13 protein-coding genes are annotated in these 16,745 nt (G+C 62.2%); 10 read left to right on the forward strand and 3 right to left on the reverse strand.

Annotation, left to right across the window (positions count from 1 at the left end; translation table 11 throughout):
* Positions 1-26: 26 nt before the first annotated feature.
* The 9 genes from ABVK50_RS00700 to ABVK50_RS00740 all read left to right on the forward strand — a co-directional run bounded on the left by ABVK50_RS00700 (position 27) and on the right by ABVK50_RS00740 (position 10,748).
* On the forward strand, positions 27-767 hold the full coding sequence (locus ABVK50_RS00700) for an XRE family transcriptional regulator (protein WP_353643273.1): 741 nt from the start codon (positions 27-29) through the stop codon (positions 765-767).
* Between the two features lie 289 nt (positions 768-1,056).
* Positions 1,057-1,953, forward strand: coding sequence for a glutamine amidotransferase family protein (locus ABVK50_RS00705; RefSeq protein WP_353643272.1), 897 nt, complete (start codon positions 1,057-1,059; stop codon positions 1,951-1,953).
* Between the two features lie 4 nt (positions 1,954-1,957).
* On the forward strand, positions 1,958-2,692 hold the full coding sequence (locus tag ABVK50_RS00710) for a GXGXG domain-containing protein (RefSeq protein WP_353643271.1): 735 nt from the start codon (positions 1,958-1,960) through the stop codon (positions 2,690-2,692).
* Between the two features lie 8 nt (positions 2,693-2,700).
* Positions 2,701-4,029, forward strand: coding sequence for an FMN-binding glutamate synthase family protein (locus ABVK50_RS00715; protein ID WP_353643270.1), 1,329 nt, complete (start codon positions 2,701-2,703; stop codon positions 4,027-4,029).
* Between the two features lie 23 nt (positions 4,030-4,052).
* Entirely contained in the window at positions 4,053-5,399 is a 1,347-nt protein-coding gene (gene glnT / locus ABVK50_RS00720; RefSeq protein WP_353643269.1) for a type III glutamate--ammonia ligase, read from the forward strand.
* Between the two features lie 88 nt (positions 5,400-5,487).
* A complete protein-coding gene (locus tag ABVK50_RS00725) occupies positions 5,488-6,738 on the forward strand; it encodes a sarcosine oxidase subunit beta family protein (RefSeq protein WP_353643268.1) in 1,251 nt (416 codons plus the stop codon).
* Positions 6,739-6,761: 23 nt separating this feature from the next.
* On the forward strand, positions 6,762-7,070 hold the full coding sequence (locus tag ABVK50_RS00730; RefSeq protein WP_353643267.1) for a sarcosine oxidase subunit delta: 309 nt from the start codon (positions 6,762-6,764) through the stop codon (positions 7,068-7,070).
* The gene (locus ABVK50_RS00735) at positions 7,067-10,129 is read left to right on the forward strand and encodes a sarcosine oxidase subunit alpha family protein (RefSeq protein WP_353643266.1); all 3,063 of its coding nucleotides are present in this window, start codon (positions 7,067-7,069) and stop codon (positions 10,127-10,129) included. The genes ABVK50_RS00730 and ABVK50_RS00735 overlap by 4 nt, the downstream gene beginning before the upstream one ends.
* Complete coding sequence (locus ABVK50_RS00740) at positions 10,122-10,748, forward strand: sarcosine oxidase subunit gamma family protein (RefSeq protein ID WP_353643265.1); 627 nt, start codon at positions 10,122-10,124, stop codon at positions 10,746-10,748. Before ABVK50_RS00735 ends, ABVK50_RS00740 begins: the two co-directional genes overlap by 8 nt.
* A gap of 219 nt (positions 10,749-10,967) precedes the next feature.
* Here the strand turns inward: ABVK50_RS00740 and ABVK50_RS00745 are convergent, their stop codons facing one another.
* From ABVK50_RS00745 to ABVK50_RS00755, 3 genes are all read right to left on the reverse strand, one after another.
* The gene (locus ABVK50_RS00745) at positions 10,968-12,647 is read right to left on the reverse strand and encodes a formate--tetrahydrofolate ligase (protein ID WP_353643264.1); all 1,680 of its coding nucleotides are present in this window, start codon (positions 12,645-12,647) and stop codon (positions 10,968-10,970) included.
* A 47-nt stretch (positions 12,648-12,694) separates the two neighbouring features.
* Positions 12,695-13,588: a bifunctional methylenetetrahydrofolate dehydrogenase/methenyltetrahydrofolate cyclohydrolase FolD gene (gene folD, locus ABVK50_RS00750; RefSeq protein WP_353643263.1), complete on the reverse strand. Its 894-nt coding sequence runs from the start codon at positions 13,586-13,588 to the stop codon at positions 12,695-12,697.
* 257 nt (positions 13,589-13,845) lie between these two features.
* Positions 13,846-15,561, reverse strand: coding sequence for an APC family permease (locus tag ABVK50_RS00755; protein ID WP_353643262.1), 1,716 nt, complete (start codon positions 15,559-15,561; stop codon positions 13,846-13,848).
* A gap of 402 nt (positions 15,562-15,963) precedes the next feature.
* Between ABVK50_RS00755 and ABVK50_RS00760 the strand changes: the two genes are divergently transcribed.
* Positions 15,964-16,662, forward strand: a complete 699-nt coding sequence (locus ABVK50_RS00760) for a response regulator transcription factor (protein WP_353643261.1) — start codon at positions 15,964-15,966, stop codon at positions 16,660-16,662.
* Positions 16,663-16,745 lie beyond the last annotated feature (83 nt).

Raw genomic sequence — 16,745 nt, forward strand, 5'->3', positions numbered from 1 at the left:
AAATTGCATCGACGAGCGGCAGCGAAATGACAAAGGCCAAAGCAGCGGAAATCCAGAAGGTAAAGAAAAACGGCAAAGGGCTTGCCACTCCCGCGACAACGAGGCACAGGGCCAAGGTCGCCGGGCGACCGCACGGCGCACCTCTGACGCAAGATCCCCATGCCATTCGCGACACTCGCGAAAAGGTGCTGGAGGTCGCGATCGGCCATGAAGTCCGCGCCTTTCGCAAGAAGCTCGGCATTACCGTCGCCGACCTTGCGGCGACCACAGACATATCGCTCGGCATGCTGTCGAAGATCGAAAATGGCATTACCTCGCCATCCCTGACGACGCTGCAGGCACTTTCGCGCGCGCTCGGCGTGCCGCTGACGGCCTTCTTTCGCCGCTTCGAGGAGGAACGCAACGCCGTCTTCGTCAAGTCTGGCGAGGGCGTCGACGTGGAGCGTCGCGGTACGCGCGCCGGACATCAGTACACTCTACTCGGACACATCGGATCGGATTCCAGCGGCGTCGTGGTCGAGCCTTATCTCATCACGCTGTCGGAAGATTCCGACGTCTTTCCAACGTTCCAGCATGACGGCATGGAGTTCCTCTATATGCTGGAGGGCGAGGTGGTTTACCGCCACAGCAACAATCTCTATCGGATGACGCCGGGCGACAGCCTGTTTTTCGATGCCGATGCGCCGCACGGTCCCGAGGAGCTGACGCGTTTGCCGATCCGGTATCTGTCGATCATTTCCTATCCCCGCAGAAGTGGAAACCCGTAGGCAGATCGCGCCGGGACAATGGCCCAATTTCCTCTGCCCGCCAGGCCATTTCCACGGGATATTTTGTTCTACCGAGTGAGGGCCGATCCATCCGCACTGGTGGGTTCGGAACTCCACGTCTCTCCGCTTGCATGCTGCAGGCCAGCTAGCTGGCCTGCAAAGGAGCACGGCCCCTACGCTTTCTCTCGCAGACGTGTTTTTCTGTAGGAAAAAAAAATTCATGACAGTTGAATTGCTGCCATGAACCTGCTAGCTTTTCCGCCAGGTAGCAATCATTGAGGTGACTGGGATGTGCGGGATCGTGGGACTCTTTTTGAAAGACAAGACGCTGGAGCCGCAACTCGGCGCGCTTCTCTCCGAAATGCTGATTTCAATGACAGACCGGGGGCCTGACAGCGCCGGTATCGCCATCTATGACGGCGGGACGAAAGGGCACGGCAAGATCACCATCCAGTCGCCGGCTCCTGCGGCAGACTTTCCGGGTCTCAACGTCGACCTCGGTAACAAGATCGGCGCCAATGTCTCCAGTGTGATCAAATCTACACATGCAGTGCTTGACGTGCCCGCCGACAAGCTCGAGGAGGCCCGCGCGGCAATTGCCGAGCTCCGCCCCAACGCGCGCGTCATGGGCGTGGGCGAAGCTATCGAAATCTACAAGGAAGTGGGGCTACCAGCCGAAGTCGTGAAGCGTTTCGACGTCATCGGCATGAAGGGCAGCCATGGCATCGGTCATACCCGCATGGCGACCGAGTCGGCCGTGACGACGCTTGGGGCGCATCCCTTTTCAACCGGTCCGGACGAGTGCCTGGTGCACAACGGTTCTCTGTCGAACCACAATAATCTTCGGCGCGAGCTTATCCGCGACGGCATGCGCTTCGAGACCGAGAACGACACGGAGGTGGCTGCCGCTTACCTGTCCTCCAAGATCGCTCACGGCTGCAATCTCGGCCAGGCGCTCCAAAGCAGCATCAATGACCTGGACGGCTTCTTTACCTTCGTCGTCGGCACCAAGGACGGCTTCGGCGTCGTGCGCGATGCGATCGCCTGCAAGCCGGCGGTGCTTGCAGAGACCGACCGCTATGTTGCCTTCGGCTCGGAATATCGCGCTCTGGCCAAGTTGCCTGGCATCGACGACGCTAAAGTCTGGGAGCCGGAGCCTTCCACTGTCTATTTCTGGGAGCACTGAGATCATGCATTCGACAAATCTGGCAACGCCGCTTGAGCAGCTCAATTACACGCCCAAGGTCTTCGATCTTTCCAAGATCACCCTGCGCGAGTTCAATCAGGCGCTTCACGACGTCACAGATGCTTCCAGCGACGCCAACTGGGAAGTCCTCAATCCCAAGGGCAGCCACGCTGTGGCCGCTGGAGCCGATCATGCGATCTCGATCGATGTACAGGGCAGCGTCGGCTACTACTGCGGCGGCATGAACAGCAAGGCGCAGATCACCGTCCATGGCTCGGCAGGGCCAGGTGTTGGCGAAAACATGATGTCTGGCTCGATCATCGTGAAGGGCGACGCCAGCCAATACGCCGGCGCCACCGGCAGGGGCGGACTTCTCGTCATCGAGGGCAACGCTTCTTCGCGCTGCGGCATTTCGATGAAGGGCATCAACATTGTCGTTCGGGGCAATGTCGGTCACATGTCGGCCTTCATGGCGCAGTCGGGCAATCTTGTCGTGCTGGGCGACGCCGGCGACGCGCTCGGCGATTCCATTTACGAGGCTCGCCTCTTCGTGCGCGGAAAGGTCAAGAGCCTTGGCGCCGATTGCATCGAGAAGGAGATGCGCCCCGAGCACATCGCCATCCTGCAAGACTTGTTGGACAAGGCCGGCATCCGGGATGTCAAGCCGGACGAGTTCACTCGCTACGGTTCGGCCCGCACGCTCTACAATTTCAACATCGACAACGCTGACGCTTACTGAGGCCGGACATGACCTATCACAATCCTCCGACAACACCCCGCAAGTCGGCGACGTTCGATGACTATACAATGTCCGAGATCCGCCGCGCCGCGGCGACGGGCATCTACGACATTCGCGGCTCTGGGGCAAAGCGCAGGGTTCCCCATTTCGACGATCTTCTGTTTCTTGGCGCATCGATCTCGCGCTATCCGCTCGAAGGTTATCGCGAACGCTGCGACACCAGCGTCGTGCTTGGTGCGCGTCACGCGAAGAAGCCCATCGAGTTGAAGATCCCAATCACCATCGCCGGCATGAGCTTCGGCTCGCTGTCGGGCCCGGCGAAGGAAGCGCTGGGGCGCGGTGCTACGATCGCCGGGACCTCTACGACCACCGGCGACGGCGGCATGACCGAGGAGGAGCGCGGCCACTCGAAGACGCTGGTTTATCAATACCTGCCATCGCGCTATGGCATGAACCCGCGCGACCTCCGCCGCGCCGACGCTATAGAAATCGTCGTCGGCCAGGGCGCCAAGCCTGGCGGCGGCGGCATGCTGCTCGGTCAGAAAATTTCCGATCGTGTCGCCGAGATGCGTACCCTGCCAAAGGGTATCGACCAGCGCTCGGCCTGTCGCCATCCCGATTGGACCGGACCGGACGATTTGGAAATCAAGATCCTCGAACTGCGCGAGATCACCGACTGGGAAAAGCCCATCTACGTCAAGATCGGTGGTGCAAGGCCGTATTATGACACTGCACTTGCGGTGAAGGCCGGCGCCGACGTGGTGGTGCTGGACGGCATGCAGGGCGGCACCGCTGCGACCCAGGAGGTCTTCATCGAGCACGTCGGTCAACCTACGCTTGCCTGCCTGCGTCCGGCGGTCCAGGCGCTTCAGGACCTCGGCATGCACAGGAAAGTGCAACTGATTATTTCGGGCGGCATCCGCAACGGCGCTGATGTTGCCAAGGCGCTGGCGCTGGGAGCGGACGCCGTCTCAATCGGAACGGCTGCCCTTGTTGCGCTGGGCGATAACGATCCGCGTTGGGAGGCCGAGTACGCCGAACTCGGCACCACCGCCGGCGCCTATGACGACTGGCACGAGGGCAGGGACCCTGCCGGCATTACCACGCAGGATCCCGAATTGATGAAGCGGGTTGATCCCGTGGCCGCCGGCCGGCGTCTCGCCAACTATCTGAAGGTGATGACCCTGGAGACGCAGACCATCGCCCGCGCCTGCGGTAAGAACCATGTGCACAATTTGGAGCCGGAGGATTTGTGCGCATTGTCGATCGAGGCGGCTGCCATGGCCGGCGTGCCGCTGGCGGGAACAAACTGGGTACCTGGGAAGGGCGCCTTTTAAGCAAGAACAGGGAGGAGCATTCCATGGGAACGGCCTTTGACGCCAAATTCGACCAGTCCGACGAAGTGACTGACCTTAAAGAGTTCGCAAGGACTCGTAACATCAGATACTTCATGGTCTCATACACTGATCTCTTCGGAGGTCAGCGCGCCAAGCTGGTGCCGGCGCAGGCTATATCGGACATGCAAAGGGAAGGAGCCGGCTTTGCTGGCTTCGCGACCTGGCTGGACCTGACGCCGGCGCACCCCGATATGCTGGCTGTGCCGGACGCAGCGTCCGTTATCCAGCTGCCGTGGCGGCCTGAAGTCGCCTGGCTTGCTTCGGACTGCCTGATGGAAGGCAAGAGCGTCGCCCAGGCGCCTCGCAACACGCTGAAACGCCTGGTGGCGGAAGCCGCGAAGGAAGGGATGCGTGTGAAGACCGGGGTGGAGCCGGAGTTCTTCCTCGTTACCCCTGACGGCAAGCAGATCGCCGACGAGTACGATACCGCGGCGAAATCCTGCTATGACCAGCAAGCGGTGATGCGCCGCTTCGACGTCATCGCCGAGATCTGCGATGCGATGCTGGAGCTTGGCTGGCAGCCCTACCAGAACGATCACGAAGACGCCAACGGCCAGTTCGAGATGAACTGGCAATACGACGATGTTCTGGCAACCGCCGACAAACACTCCTTCTTCAAATTCATGGTTCGCTCGATCGCCGAAAAGCACGGTTTGCGCGCGACTTTCATGCCGAAGCCCTTCCAGGGTCTCACAGGCAGCGGCTGCCACGCTCACATTTCGGTGTGGGACCTCAGCGGCGGAACCAACGCCTTCGCCGACAAGAACATGGAACTGGGGCTTTCCGAGAAGGGCAGGCATTTTCTCGGCGGCATCATGAAACATGCTTCCGCGCTTGCGGCCATCACAAACCCGACCGTCAACTCCTACAAGCGCATCAACGCACCGCGTACCATTTCGGGCGCGACATGGGCGCCGAATACCGTGACCTGGACCGGCAACAACCGCACGCATATGGTCCGTGTGCCAGGACCGGGACGGTTCGAGCTCAGGCTGCCGGACGGTGCGGCCAATCCCTATCTCATGCAGGCGGTTATCCTCGCGGCCGGCCTCAGCGGCATCCGCACCAAAGCCGATCCCGGTCCCCGCAGCGACGTCGATATGTACAAGGACGGGCACTCTGTCACTCACGGCGCCAAGCTGCCGCTCAACCTGCTCGACGCGCTTCGCGAATTCGACAAGGACACCGAGCTCAAGGCCGCGATGGGCGAGGACTTCTCCGCCGCCTACATCAAGCTCAAGCGAATGGAGTGGGACTCCTACGCCTCGCACTTCACCCAATGGGAGCGCGAGCACACGCTGGACGTCTGAGTTCAACTGCAGGACAGGCGCGTGACCTGCCAGGTTGGCGGGTCCGTGCACGGCCTCGGACACCCTGATATTGCCCGGAACACCTGTGATGAAATACTCGATCTTCTCACTCGCGAAGGCTGCGCTGTCTGGCCATAAGGGTTGGACACGGGCCTGGCGCGATCCGGCGCCGAAAAGCCACTACGACGTGGTGATCATTGGCGGTGGCGGCCATGGCCTCGCCACGGCCTATTTCCTCGCCCGCGAATATGGCATCCGCAATGTCGCCGTGCTCGAAAAGGGCTGGATCGGCTCCGGCAATGCCGGACGCAACACCACCATCATCCGCTCGAATTACGGCCTTCCCGGCAACACCGGCTTCTATGAGCTTTCGATGAAGCTGTGGGAGCGCATGGAGCAGGACCTCAATTACAACGCCATGGTGAGCCAGCGCGGCGTCATCAATCTCTACCACTCCGACGCCCAGCGTGACGCGTTCGCCCGCCGCGGCAACACCATGCGCATCAATGGCATCGACGCCGAACTGCTCGACGCCGTGCAGATCCGCAAGGAACTTCCGTTCCTCAATTACGAGAACGCACGCTTTCCGATAATGGGCGGCCTCTTGCAGCGCCGTGCCGGCACCGCGCGCCACGACGCGGTCGTCTGGGGTTATGCGCGCGCCGCCGACCAGCGCGGCGTCGACATTATCCAGAATTGCGAGGTCACCGGTTTCACCCTGATCAACGGCCGCATTAGCGGGGTCGAGACCACGCGCGGCAGGATCAGCGCCGGCAAGGTGGGAATGGCGGTCGCGGGCAACACCTCGCGCGTCGCCGCAATGGCCGGCATGAAGCTGCCGATCGAAAGCCATGTGCTGCAGGCCTTTGTGTCCGAGGCGATCAAGCCGCTTATTCCTGGCGTCATCACCTTCGGCGCGGGTCACTTCTATATCAGCCAATCGGACAAAGGCGGCCTCGTCTTTGGTGGCGACCTCGATGGCTACAATTCCTATGCTCAGCGCGGCAACATGCCAGTGATCGAGGACGTCTGCGAAGGCGGCATGGCGGTGATGCCGATGATCGGTCGCGTGCGCATGCTGCGCCAGTGGGGCGGCATAATGGATATGTCGATGGACGGTACGCCGATAATCGACAAAACCCCAATTGATGGTCTCTATCTGAATGCCGGCTGGTGCTATGGCGGCTTTAAGGCGACGCCGGCTTCCGGCCTCGCCTTCGCCCACCTTCTGGCGCGAGACGAGCCGCATCCGGAGGCCGCTCTGTTCCGGCTCGATCGGTTCCGCCGCGGCGCGATGATCGACGAAAAGGGCCAGGGCGCTCAGCCAAACCTGCACTGAAAGCGAAAAGCGAGACTGTTGGAATGCGTATTGCATGTCCTTTCTGTGGCGAACGCGAGTCCGGCGAGTTCACCTATCTAGGCGACGCCTCGCCCAAGCGACCCAATTTTGCCGTCGATAGCGGAACAGGCCCAGAGGCGGCCGAGGATGCTTTCTACGACTACGTCTATCTGCGGGACAACGTAGCCGGCGTCATGCGCGAGTACTGGTATCACGGCGGCGGCTGCCGCTCCTGGCTGGTCGCTGAGCGAAACACGGTGACCCACGAATTCGGATCGGTCACCGCAGCCCCCGGCGCCGGCGCGGCCAAGCCGGCGCATGCAGGAGAATGACCATGTCGGGCTATTCAAGATCCGAACCGCTCACTAGGACGGCTGCGCTCGACGCCCACACTTCGGATGGTCGGGCTGCCCCGGTCAGCCAGTCGCATCGGCTGCGCAGCGGCGGGTTGATCGACCGCCAGTCGCCCCTGCAATTCTCGTTCGACGGCAAGACAATGACCGGCTTTGTCGGCGACACGCTGGCCTCGGCGCTCGTCGCAAACGGTGTCAAGCTGGTGGCGCGCTCGTTCAAGTATCACCGCCCGCGCGGCATCATGACCGCTGGCTCAGAGGAGCCGAGCGCTCTCGTCGAGATGCGCACTGGCGCACGCCGCGAGCCCAATACACGGGCGACTATGGCGGAACTTTATGACGGTCTCGTCGCCAACAGCCAGAACCGCTGGCCGTCGCTGCGCCGCGACTTCATGGCGATCAACTCGCTTTTGTCGCCGATCTTCGTCGCCGGCTTCTACTACAAGACCTTCATGTGGCCGGCGAAGTTCTGGGAAACGGTTTATGAGCCGATGATCCGGCGCGCCGCCGGTCTCGGGAAAAGCGCTGAGCTGCCCGACCCCGACCACTACGACAAAGCCTGGGCGCATTGCGATGTGCTCGTGGTCGGTGGCGGGCCGGCTGGTCTTTCCGCCGCTTTGGCTGCAGGTCGTGCCGGCGCCCGCGTCATATTATGCGAGGAGGACAGCCGCGTTGGTGGCCGCCTGCTCAGCGATGGCGGCGAGATCGACGGCATGCATGCCGCGGACTGGCTGCGTCGCGCGACCGATGAACTCGCTTCGCTGCAGAACGTGCGTACCATGACACGCACAGCCTTGTTCGGCGTCTATGACGGCGGCGTTTATGCCGCGCTTGAACGTGTCAACGACCATGTTGCTGTTCCCGGTCCGCATCAGGTCCGCCAGCGGGTCTGGCGCATCGTCGCCAGGCGCTCCGTGGTTACCGCCGGCGCCATCGAACGGCCGATCGTGTTCCTGGGCAACGACCGCCCAGGCGTGATGATGGCGTCTGCCGTTCGGACCTATGTCAACCGCTTCGCGGCGATGCCGGGTCGGAAGGTGGCGCTGTTCACCAACAATGACGACGGCTGGCGCACGGTCGAAGCAGTTCAGCGGGCGGGCGGCGAGATAGCGGCCGTTATCGATCCACGAGGAAGAGTGCCGGCGGAATACCAAGCGGTTGCCGGGCTCTCCGATCTGCGCGTTCTCGCGGGCGGCGTGTCCGACGTAAAAGGCGGCATCGACGGCGTTCGCAGCATCGTCGTGACCGGCAAGGATGGCCGCGCGCAGCAGATCGACACTGACTGCCTTGCCGTGTCCGGGGGCTGGAATCCAAATGTCGGGCTATCTTGCTTCCATCGCGGCAGGCCCGTGTGGCGAGACGACATCGCCGCCTTCGTACCGGGGGATGTACCGAAGGGCATGACCACCGCGGGGGCGGCCAATGGCGAATTCTCGCTCGGCGCGTGCCTGCGCGACGGCCATGCCGCGGGTGTCGCCGCTGCCGCCGAGTGTGGGGCGGCCAGCTATCCCGGCGAGGCAGCGGAAGCGTGCGACGAGACCTACGCGATATCGCCGCTCTGGCAGGTCAAGGCTAAGGGCAAGGCCTTCGTCGATTTCCAGCACGACGTCACTGCATCGGATGTGACGCTGGCACAGCGCGAAGGTTTCGAAAGCGTCGAGCATCTCAAGCGCTACACCACGCTCGGCATGGCGACCGACCAGGGCAAGACGTCCAATATCAACGGCTTGGCAATCATGGCGGACGCCACGGGCCGAACCATCCCAGAGACCGGCACGACGATCTATCGCCCGCCCTATTCGCCGGTGGCCATCGGCGCGCTCGCCGGTAACCACCGCGACGAGAATTTCCACGCCTGGCGGCTGACGCCGTCGCATCACTGGGCGGCTGAGCTGGGTGCTGTCTTCGTCGATACCGGTCTGTGGAAGCGCGCGCAGTGGTTTCCACAGCCGGGCGAGAACGACTGGTTGGAATCGGTCACCCGCGAAGTCCTGGCCGTACGCAGCGGCGTTGGTTTTTGCGACGTCTCCACGCTCGGCAAGGTCGACGTACGCGGTCCCGACGCCGGCACTTTCCTCGATCGCGTCTACATCAACGCCTTCTCCTCGCTCGCAGTCGGCAAGGCGCGCTACGGCCTCATGCTGCGCGAAGACGGCATCGTCATGGATGACGGCACGACCTCACGTCTCGCCGAAGACCATTACTTTCTGACCACGACCACGGCAAAGGCCGGCCCGGTGATGCAGCACCTCGAGTTCTGCCGTCAGGTGCTGTGGCCGGAGCTCGATGTGCAACTGACCAGCGCCACGGATCAGTGGGCGCAGTTCTCCATCGCAGGGCCGAAGACCCGCGACCTGCTGCAGGCGATCGTCGATCCGTCGGAAGACCTCTCCAACGAGGGCTTTCCCTTTATGGGTGCCCGTGAGGTGAAGCTGCGCGGCGGTATTGTCGCCCGACTGTTCCGCATTTCCTTCTCCGGCGAAATGGCCTTCGAAATCTCGGTGCCGGCCCGCTATGGCGAGGCGCTCGCCCATAATCTGATGATTGCGGGGAAACCGTTCGGTGTCACACCTTACGGGACTGAAGCGCTCGGAGTCATGCGTATCGAGAAGGGCCACGTCGCCGGGCCGGAGCTGAACGGCACGACCACGGCCGATGATCTTGGGCTTGGAAAAATGATGTCAAAGAAGAAGGATTTCATCGGTCGCGTCATGGCCGGGCGGGAGGCGCTGACCGCACCGAACCGCCAGGTGGTCGTCGGTGTAAAGCCGGTCGATAAGATACGACGCCTGCGTTCTGGTGCGCATGTCGTTCCCAAGGGCGCAATCGTCGGCCCGGAAACTGACCAAGGCTATGTCACTTCGGTCTGCTTTTCGCCCATGCTCGAACAGTGGATCGGTCTCGCTTTGGTCGAACGTGGACGCGAGCGCTTTGGCGAGGTCGTCCGCATCCATGATCCGCTGCGTAGCGAGGACTACGAGGCCGAGCTATGCAGCCCTGTCTTCTACGATCCCGAGGGAGTGCGTCAGCGTGCTTGATTTTTCCTGGAACACTCGGTCGCCGCTGCAGAAGGCGCTTGTGGCCGGCCGCCATGGGGTTGCCAACGGGCAGGCGGGCGTGACGCTTGAAGAAGTTGGCGAGATAGAGCTGATCCAGGTCATGTCCAGGCGCGGCTGCTGGGCTGAAACGGGAAAGGCGGCAAAGAAGCTGTTCGGCATTGAGCCGCCGAGCACACCCAAGGCTGTTGTTGGCAAGGGAGCGACGCTGATCTGGTCGGGGCCTGACCAGTTCATGGTCCTTGCCCTGAAGTCGCAGGGCGCTGAACAACAGTACAAGTTGCGGAAGGCCGTTTCCGGCATCGCTTCGCTTTCGGATCAGTCGGACGGACGCTGCCTGATCCGCATTTCCGGCCCTCGCGCTCGTGACGCGCTGGCCAAATTCTCCTCGCTCGATCTACATGATGCGGCATTCGCTGCGGGCACTGCGGCAACGACCTCGATCAACCACACTTCCGTCAATCTGTGGCGCGGCGCGGACGAGGCGGCTCCCGTCTATTATGTTCTCGTTTTCAGCAGTTTCGCCGACAGCCTCTGGCACACGATGGTCGATTCGTCCCTGGAGTATGGGGTGGAGGTCGGCCGCCTTCACGCAATCTAATCCCGGCTCCGCGCTGTTCGGCAGCGCGCGCGTGAAGTGCGTCATCAAAAGGCTGGCAGTCGGGTCGACGATGCCGGACTTTGCGATAGCCTTTTCCATGCACTTCAGCCACAGATTCCGCATATCTCGGTTGATCGGGAATGCTCATGAATCTCCCGCAACCGGGCGAGGCCGCCATAACCCTTCGAGAGAATTCGAGTGTAGCCTGGCTGCCTCGGCTCAGAACAGCCCTTCGATCTGTCCCATTTCGTTGAGGAAGATCTTCTCGGAGGAGGGTGTCTTGGGCAGGCCGGGCATGGTCATCACCTCGCCGCAGATGACCACGATAAAGCCGGCGCCGGCCGAGAGCCGCACCTCGCGCACCGGTACCGTGTGGCCGGTCGGCGCGCCGCGCAGATTGGGGTCGGTCGAGAACGAATACTGCGTTTTGGCCATGCACACCGGCAGCTTGCCGTAGCCGGCGGCCTCCCACTGGTGCAACTGGTCGCGCACCGACTTGTCGGCGATCGCCTCGTCGCCGCGATAGATGCGCTTGACGATGGTGTTGACCTTGTCGAACAGCTTCATGTCGTCCGGGTAGAGCGGCGCGAACTGCGAGCCGCCCGACTCGGCCAGCGACACCACCTTGTGGGCCAGATCCTCGATGCCTGCCGAGCCGTGCGCCCAGTGCTTGCACAGGATCACTTCCTCGCCCATCGAGGCGACGAACTCCTTGACCGCCTGGATCTCGGCCTCGGTGTCGGAGTGGAAGTGGTTGATGGCGACCACCGCCGGCACGCCGAACTGCTTCACATTCTCGATGTGGCGGCCGAGATTGGCGCAGCCCTTCTTCACCGCAGCGACATTCTCCGCGCCGAGGTCTTCCTTCTTGACGCCGCCATTCATCTTGAGCGCCCGCACCGTGGCGACGATCACCGCCGCCGCCGGCTTCAGGCCGGCTTTGCGGCACTTGATGTCGAAGAATTTTTCCGCGCCGAGATCGGCGCCGAAGCCGGCTTCCGTCACCACATAGTCGGCGAGCTTCAGCGCCGTCGTGGTCGCCACCACCGAGTTGCAGCCATGCGCGATGTTGGCGAACGGGCCGCCATGCACGAAGGCCGGGTTGTTCTCCAGCGTCTGCACCAGGTTGGGCTGCATGGCGTCCTTCAGGAGCACCGCCATCGCGCCGTCGGCCTTGAGGTCGCGGGCATAGACCGGCGTCTTGTCGCGGCGGTAGGCGACAATGATGTCGCCGAGGCGCTTTTCCAGGTCCTTCAGATCTGTCGCCAGGCACAGGATCGCCATCACCTCGGAGGCGACGGTGATGTCGAAGCCGGCCTCGCGCGGAAAGCCGTTGGCGACGCCGCCCAGCGAGCAGAGGATTTCGCGCAGCGCCCGGTCGTTCATGTCCATGACGCGCCGCCAGGCGACGCGGCGGATGTCGATGCCGAGATCGTTGCCCCAGTAGATGTGGTTGTCGATCAGCGCCGACAGCAGATTGTGGGCGGTGGTGATGGCGTGGAAATCGCCGGTGAAGTGGAGGTTCATGTCCTCCATCGGCACGACCTGGGCGTAGCCGCCGCCGGCCGCGCCGCCCTTGACGCCGAAATTGGGCCCGAGCGAGGCCTCGCGGATGCACACGATCGCCTTTTTGCCGATGCGGTTCAGGCCATCGCCGAGACCGACCGTGGTGGTCGTCTTGCCTTCGCCGGCCGGCGTCGGATTGATCGCGGTGACCAGGATCAGCTTGCCGTCGCGGTTGCCCTTCACCGACCTGATGAAGTCGGCCGAGACCTTCGCCTTGTCATGGCCGTAAGGCAGGAGGTGGTCGTGCGGAATGCCGATCTTGGCGCCGATCTCCTGGATCTGCTGCTTTTTTGCGCCGCGCGCGATCTCGATGTCGGATTTTACTTCGGCCATGGTTCTCTTCCCAGATTTCAGTTCGGTTCCGCAGAGCCGGTGGGCTCTTAAAAGCGCGGCGGCGTTTGGCCCGCCGCCCGGCAGGCCGAAGCCACGGTGTTGGCCATAAGCAGTGCGATCGTCATCGGGCCCACACCTCCAGGCACAGGCGTGATCGCGCCGGCATGATCCGCGGCCTCTGCATAAGCGACGTCGCCGACCAGCCTTGACTTGCCGTTGGCAGCTTCACCGACCCGGTTGATCCCTACGTCGATGACGGTTGCTCCCGGCTTGACCCAGTTGCCCTTGATCATTTCCGGACGGCCGACGGCGGCAACCAGGATGTCGGCATTGCGGCAGATCGCCGGCAAGTCCTTGGTGCGGCTATGGGCAACGGTGACGGTAGCGTTGGCGTTGAGCAGGAGATTGGCCATCGGCTTGCCGACGATATTCGAGCGGCCGACCACCACCGCATTGAGGCCCGACAGGTCTCGGCCAAGCGCCTGTTCGATCAGCAGCATTGAACCGGCAGGCGTACACGGTACGAAAGCGGTTTCGAGTTCGCCGGTGCCTAGCTTGCCGACATTGGTGAAATGGAAGCCATCGACGTCCTTCTCCGGCGCGATGGTCTGGATGATTTTGCCTGCATCGACGTGGTCCGGCAGCGGCAATTGCACGAGGATGCCGTGGATCGAGGCATCGGCGTTGAGCTCTTCGACCACGGCGACGAGCTCTGCCTCGGAAGTGTCCGTCGGCAGTGCGTATTCGATCGAGTGGAAGCCGCACTCCTTGGCTTTCCTGCCTTTGGAAGCAACATAGACTTGGCTTGCCGGATCATGGCCGACGATCACCACGGCGATACCGGGAACAACGCCCGTTGCCGCGATCAATTGTTCCGCCGCGGCCCTGACCTTCGCCACCACATCGGCTGCGGCTGCCTTGCCGTCGATTACCGTCGCCAAGCTGTCCTCCCAGTCGGATTCGATTCCAGCGGCATGCCGCCGGTCGCAATCCCGATACGTTTTCCGTATGTCCCTGCACTGAATTTCCTGCCGGATCTAGCAATGGAGAACTGTAAAAGTCAACCTTGATGCAATATTTTTTCATATTAAGAAATATTGAAAGAGTGCTTTTCCGTGCGGCCAACAATGGCCAACGGGCCTGCAAAGGAAAAGGCCGGCGCATGCGCCGGCCTTGACCCAGGAGGCGATGCTGTCGCTTAGAGGACGAAGATCCAGTTCGAGATCAGCACCACGGCCAGACCGGCCGCGAGCGTTAGGTAAGGCAGGATTCCGGCTTTGCGAATGACGAGATCCGATTGCGTGATGCCGAGGTCGTCGAGCATGTGGGCAGGGAACTTGCCTTTGTCCTGGACGTAATGCCGGTAGCAGAACACCGGGATGATCAGCGCCGCAGCGATCAACCCGGCCCACAGTGCCCACGGGTTCCAGACCTTGGCGCCGGCTCCCATGAACATCGCATTGACATAGGATAGGATCGCGCCCGCGGCGATCAGGAAGGTCGGCGCCTTCCATGGCCGCCGGATGTGGCCGTTATCGATGCGGTGGATCCAGCCGGAATTGAGGTTGAGGAAGTTGAAGATGATGTAGCCGCAGTTTGACACGGCCAGGATGAAGAAGTAGCTGGTCGCGTCCGCCGCCGCGATGGCGAGCAGGAACAGGTTGAAGACGAGGTCGGTCCACATCGCAGCCGTCGGCGCGCCATGCTCGTTGACCTGGGTGAGGTAGCGCGGCAGCCAGCCGTCGACGGAACCCTGGTAGAGCGTCCGCGACGAACCGGCCATCGCCGTCATGATCGCCAGCATCAGGGCAAGGATCATCAGCATGATCATGATCGAGGTGATGATGCCGGTTCCGCCGACCATGGCCGCCATGGCGGCGCCCACGCCCGAACCATCGACGATCGGTCCGGCGAGCATGCCTTCGAGCCCGAGCACGCCCTGGAAGGTGAAAGGCACCAGCGTGTAGAGCAACAGGCAGAGCAGGCCGGAATAGAGGATGGCGCGCACCGTGTCGCGGGCCGGGTTCTTGAACTCGCTGGTGAAGCAGATCGAGGTCTCGAAGGCGTAGGCCGACCACGCGGCGATAAACATGCCGCCGAAGACCAGCGTCCAACCCCCGATGTTCCACTCTCCCGGTTCCGGAGCGTAGGCGCTGGCCAGCGGCACCAGCGGCGAGTAATTGTCCCAGTTGATCTGGCCGGTGAGGATCGGGACGATGCCGACGATCAGCATAGGGATGATGACGATCAGCCCGATATATTTCTGGACGTTTGCGGTGCCGAGAATGCCGCGATGCTGGATGGCGAAGACGATCAGCATCAGCACCACGCCGATCCAGAAGACGGCGTTGAGCGAGAAGCTGACTGGCCCGAGCGAGCCGCTATAGAGGGTCCAGTCGCGGATGGCGGGCGTTCCGGCCGCCGTCAAGGCCGCGATCGCGTCGGCCGCCGTCTTGCCGGCATTGGCCGGATCCGAGAGCCAGCCCGTCACCGCCGCCGAGTCTTCCGAGAAGCCAGGGATGGGCGCAAGCGCGCTCAGGATGTAGGCGGCGGCGATGGAGCAGCCGAGCGACAGCACCGGCGTCCAGGCCAGCCAGTTGCACCACACCGATAGCGGCGCGATGAACTTCGAATAGCGCAGCCAGGCCGTCGCGCCATAGACGGAGGCGCCGCCGGATTTCGACGGGAACAGGCCGGCGATCTCGGCGTAGGTGAAGGACTGGATCAGGCCGAGAACCACCGAGCAGGTCCAGATGACGAAGGCGAGCTTGCCGGTGGTGCCGGCGATGCCGCCAATCGAGAACAGAACCAGCGCCGGCACGCCGCTGGCGACCCAGAAGGCGCCTCGCCAGTCGATTGTCCTGTGAAGCTGGCCGGCGCTATCGGCCGGCCTTACGTCCGCTATAACACTCATTGTCAGTTCCCCATGTGATTGAGAATACCCGCCGCCCATGCCCGACCTTGTCGGTTTCATGGCTAAAATTGGAGTTTCCGCTTAGGCTTTTTTTTTTCCTTAAGGTGAAGTTTGTCCGAAACCGGCCCGGCGTCAAGCGGTTTTGTCGCAGCGACGGGCCAAACCGCGGCCAACCTGTGCCGGACGGAAAATAGGCCAGGTTCCATGCGTCGATCCGGGCACATGAGGCCCACCCAAACGGGTGGGGAAGGGGGCCTTCAGCTTCCGCACTGGGTTGGAAGTCGGTTCATTAGCAAAATTGCCGCATACACTGGAATGAAAAAATAATTCATGCTAGTAATTGGTTTGTGGGGGCGGGAGACGTCGACAAGAGGTGCGTCCAAGGGACGTAGGCGGAGGAACATGAACGCCGAATGGAAGGGTCAGCGCCAGGGCCGCGGGATTGAAGTGGTGCCGGTGGCAAAAACGAATAAGTTCAGGGTGCTGATTGCCGAGCGCAATCCGCTGGTTGTCGCCGCCCTCGCCGATATGCTCACGCGAGACAGTCGTTTTGAGTTGGCCGAAAGCGTCCAGACCGGCAAGGCTTTTCTCGAGGCGGCGGCAGCGGAATCTGCATTTGATATCGCCGTGCTCGGCTGGAGACTTTCCGACATGGACAGTGGCGAGGTGCTGGCCGAGATGCAACGGCGCGCCCTGCATGCCCGGGTCGTAATCTTTTCCAACGACCACGACATCTCTATACTCAAGCAATGCGTGCGCCTGGGTGTGCAGGGCTTTTGCTACCAGTTCGATGAACCGGCGATATTGTTCGATACGCTTGTCGCGGTTGCCCACGGCCGCATCTGCATTCCCTACGTGGATGTGTCCAAGATCAACGACACGCCCCTATCGCGGCTGACGACGCGGGAGCGCGAGCTTCTCTCGGTGCTGGCAGATGGCTGGACGAATCTGCAGATTGCAGCACGCACCGGGATTTCCGAAAATACGGTCAAGTATCATCTCAAGAATCTCTACGATAAACTCGAAGTTCGTAATCGAGCGATGGCGGTAGCACTCTACGCCAGCGAAAGGAATCGCGGGCCGCATTTGCGTCCGCAGTGAGAGCAGAGCCGCGCATTCATAGGTAACGGTATAGCCCGGATCAAATGAAAGATGGCCGCTCCACAAGCGTGGGTAGCCAATAC

Source organism: Mesorhizobium sp. WSM2240 (assembly GCF_040438645.1).
GTDB lineage: Bacteria > Pseudomonadota > Alphaproteobacteria > Rhizobiales > Rhizobiaceae > Allomesorhizobium.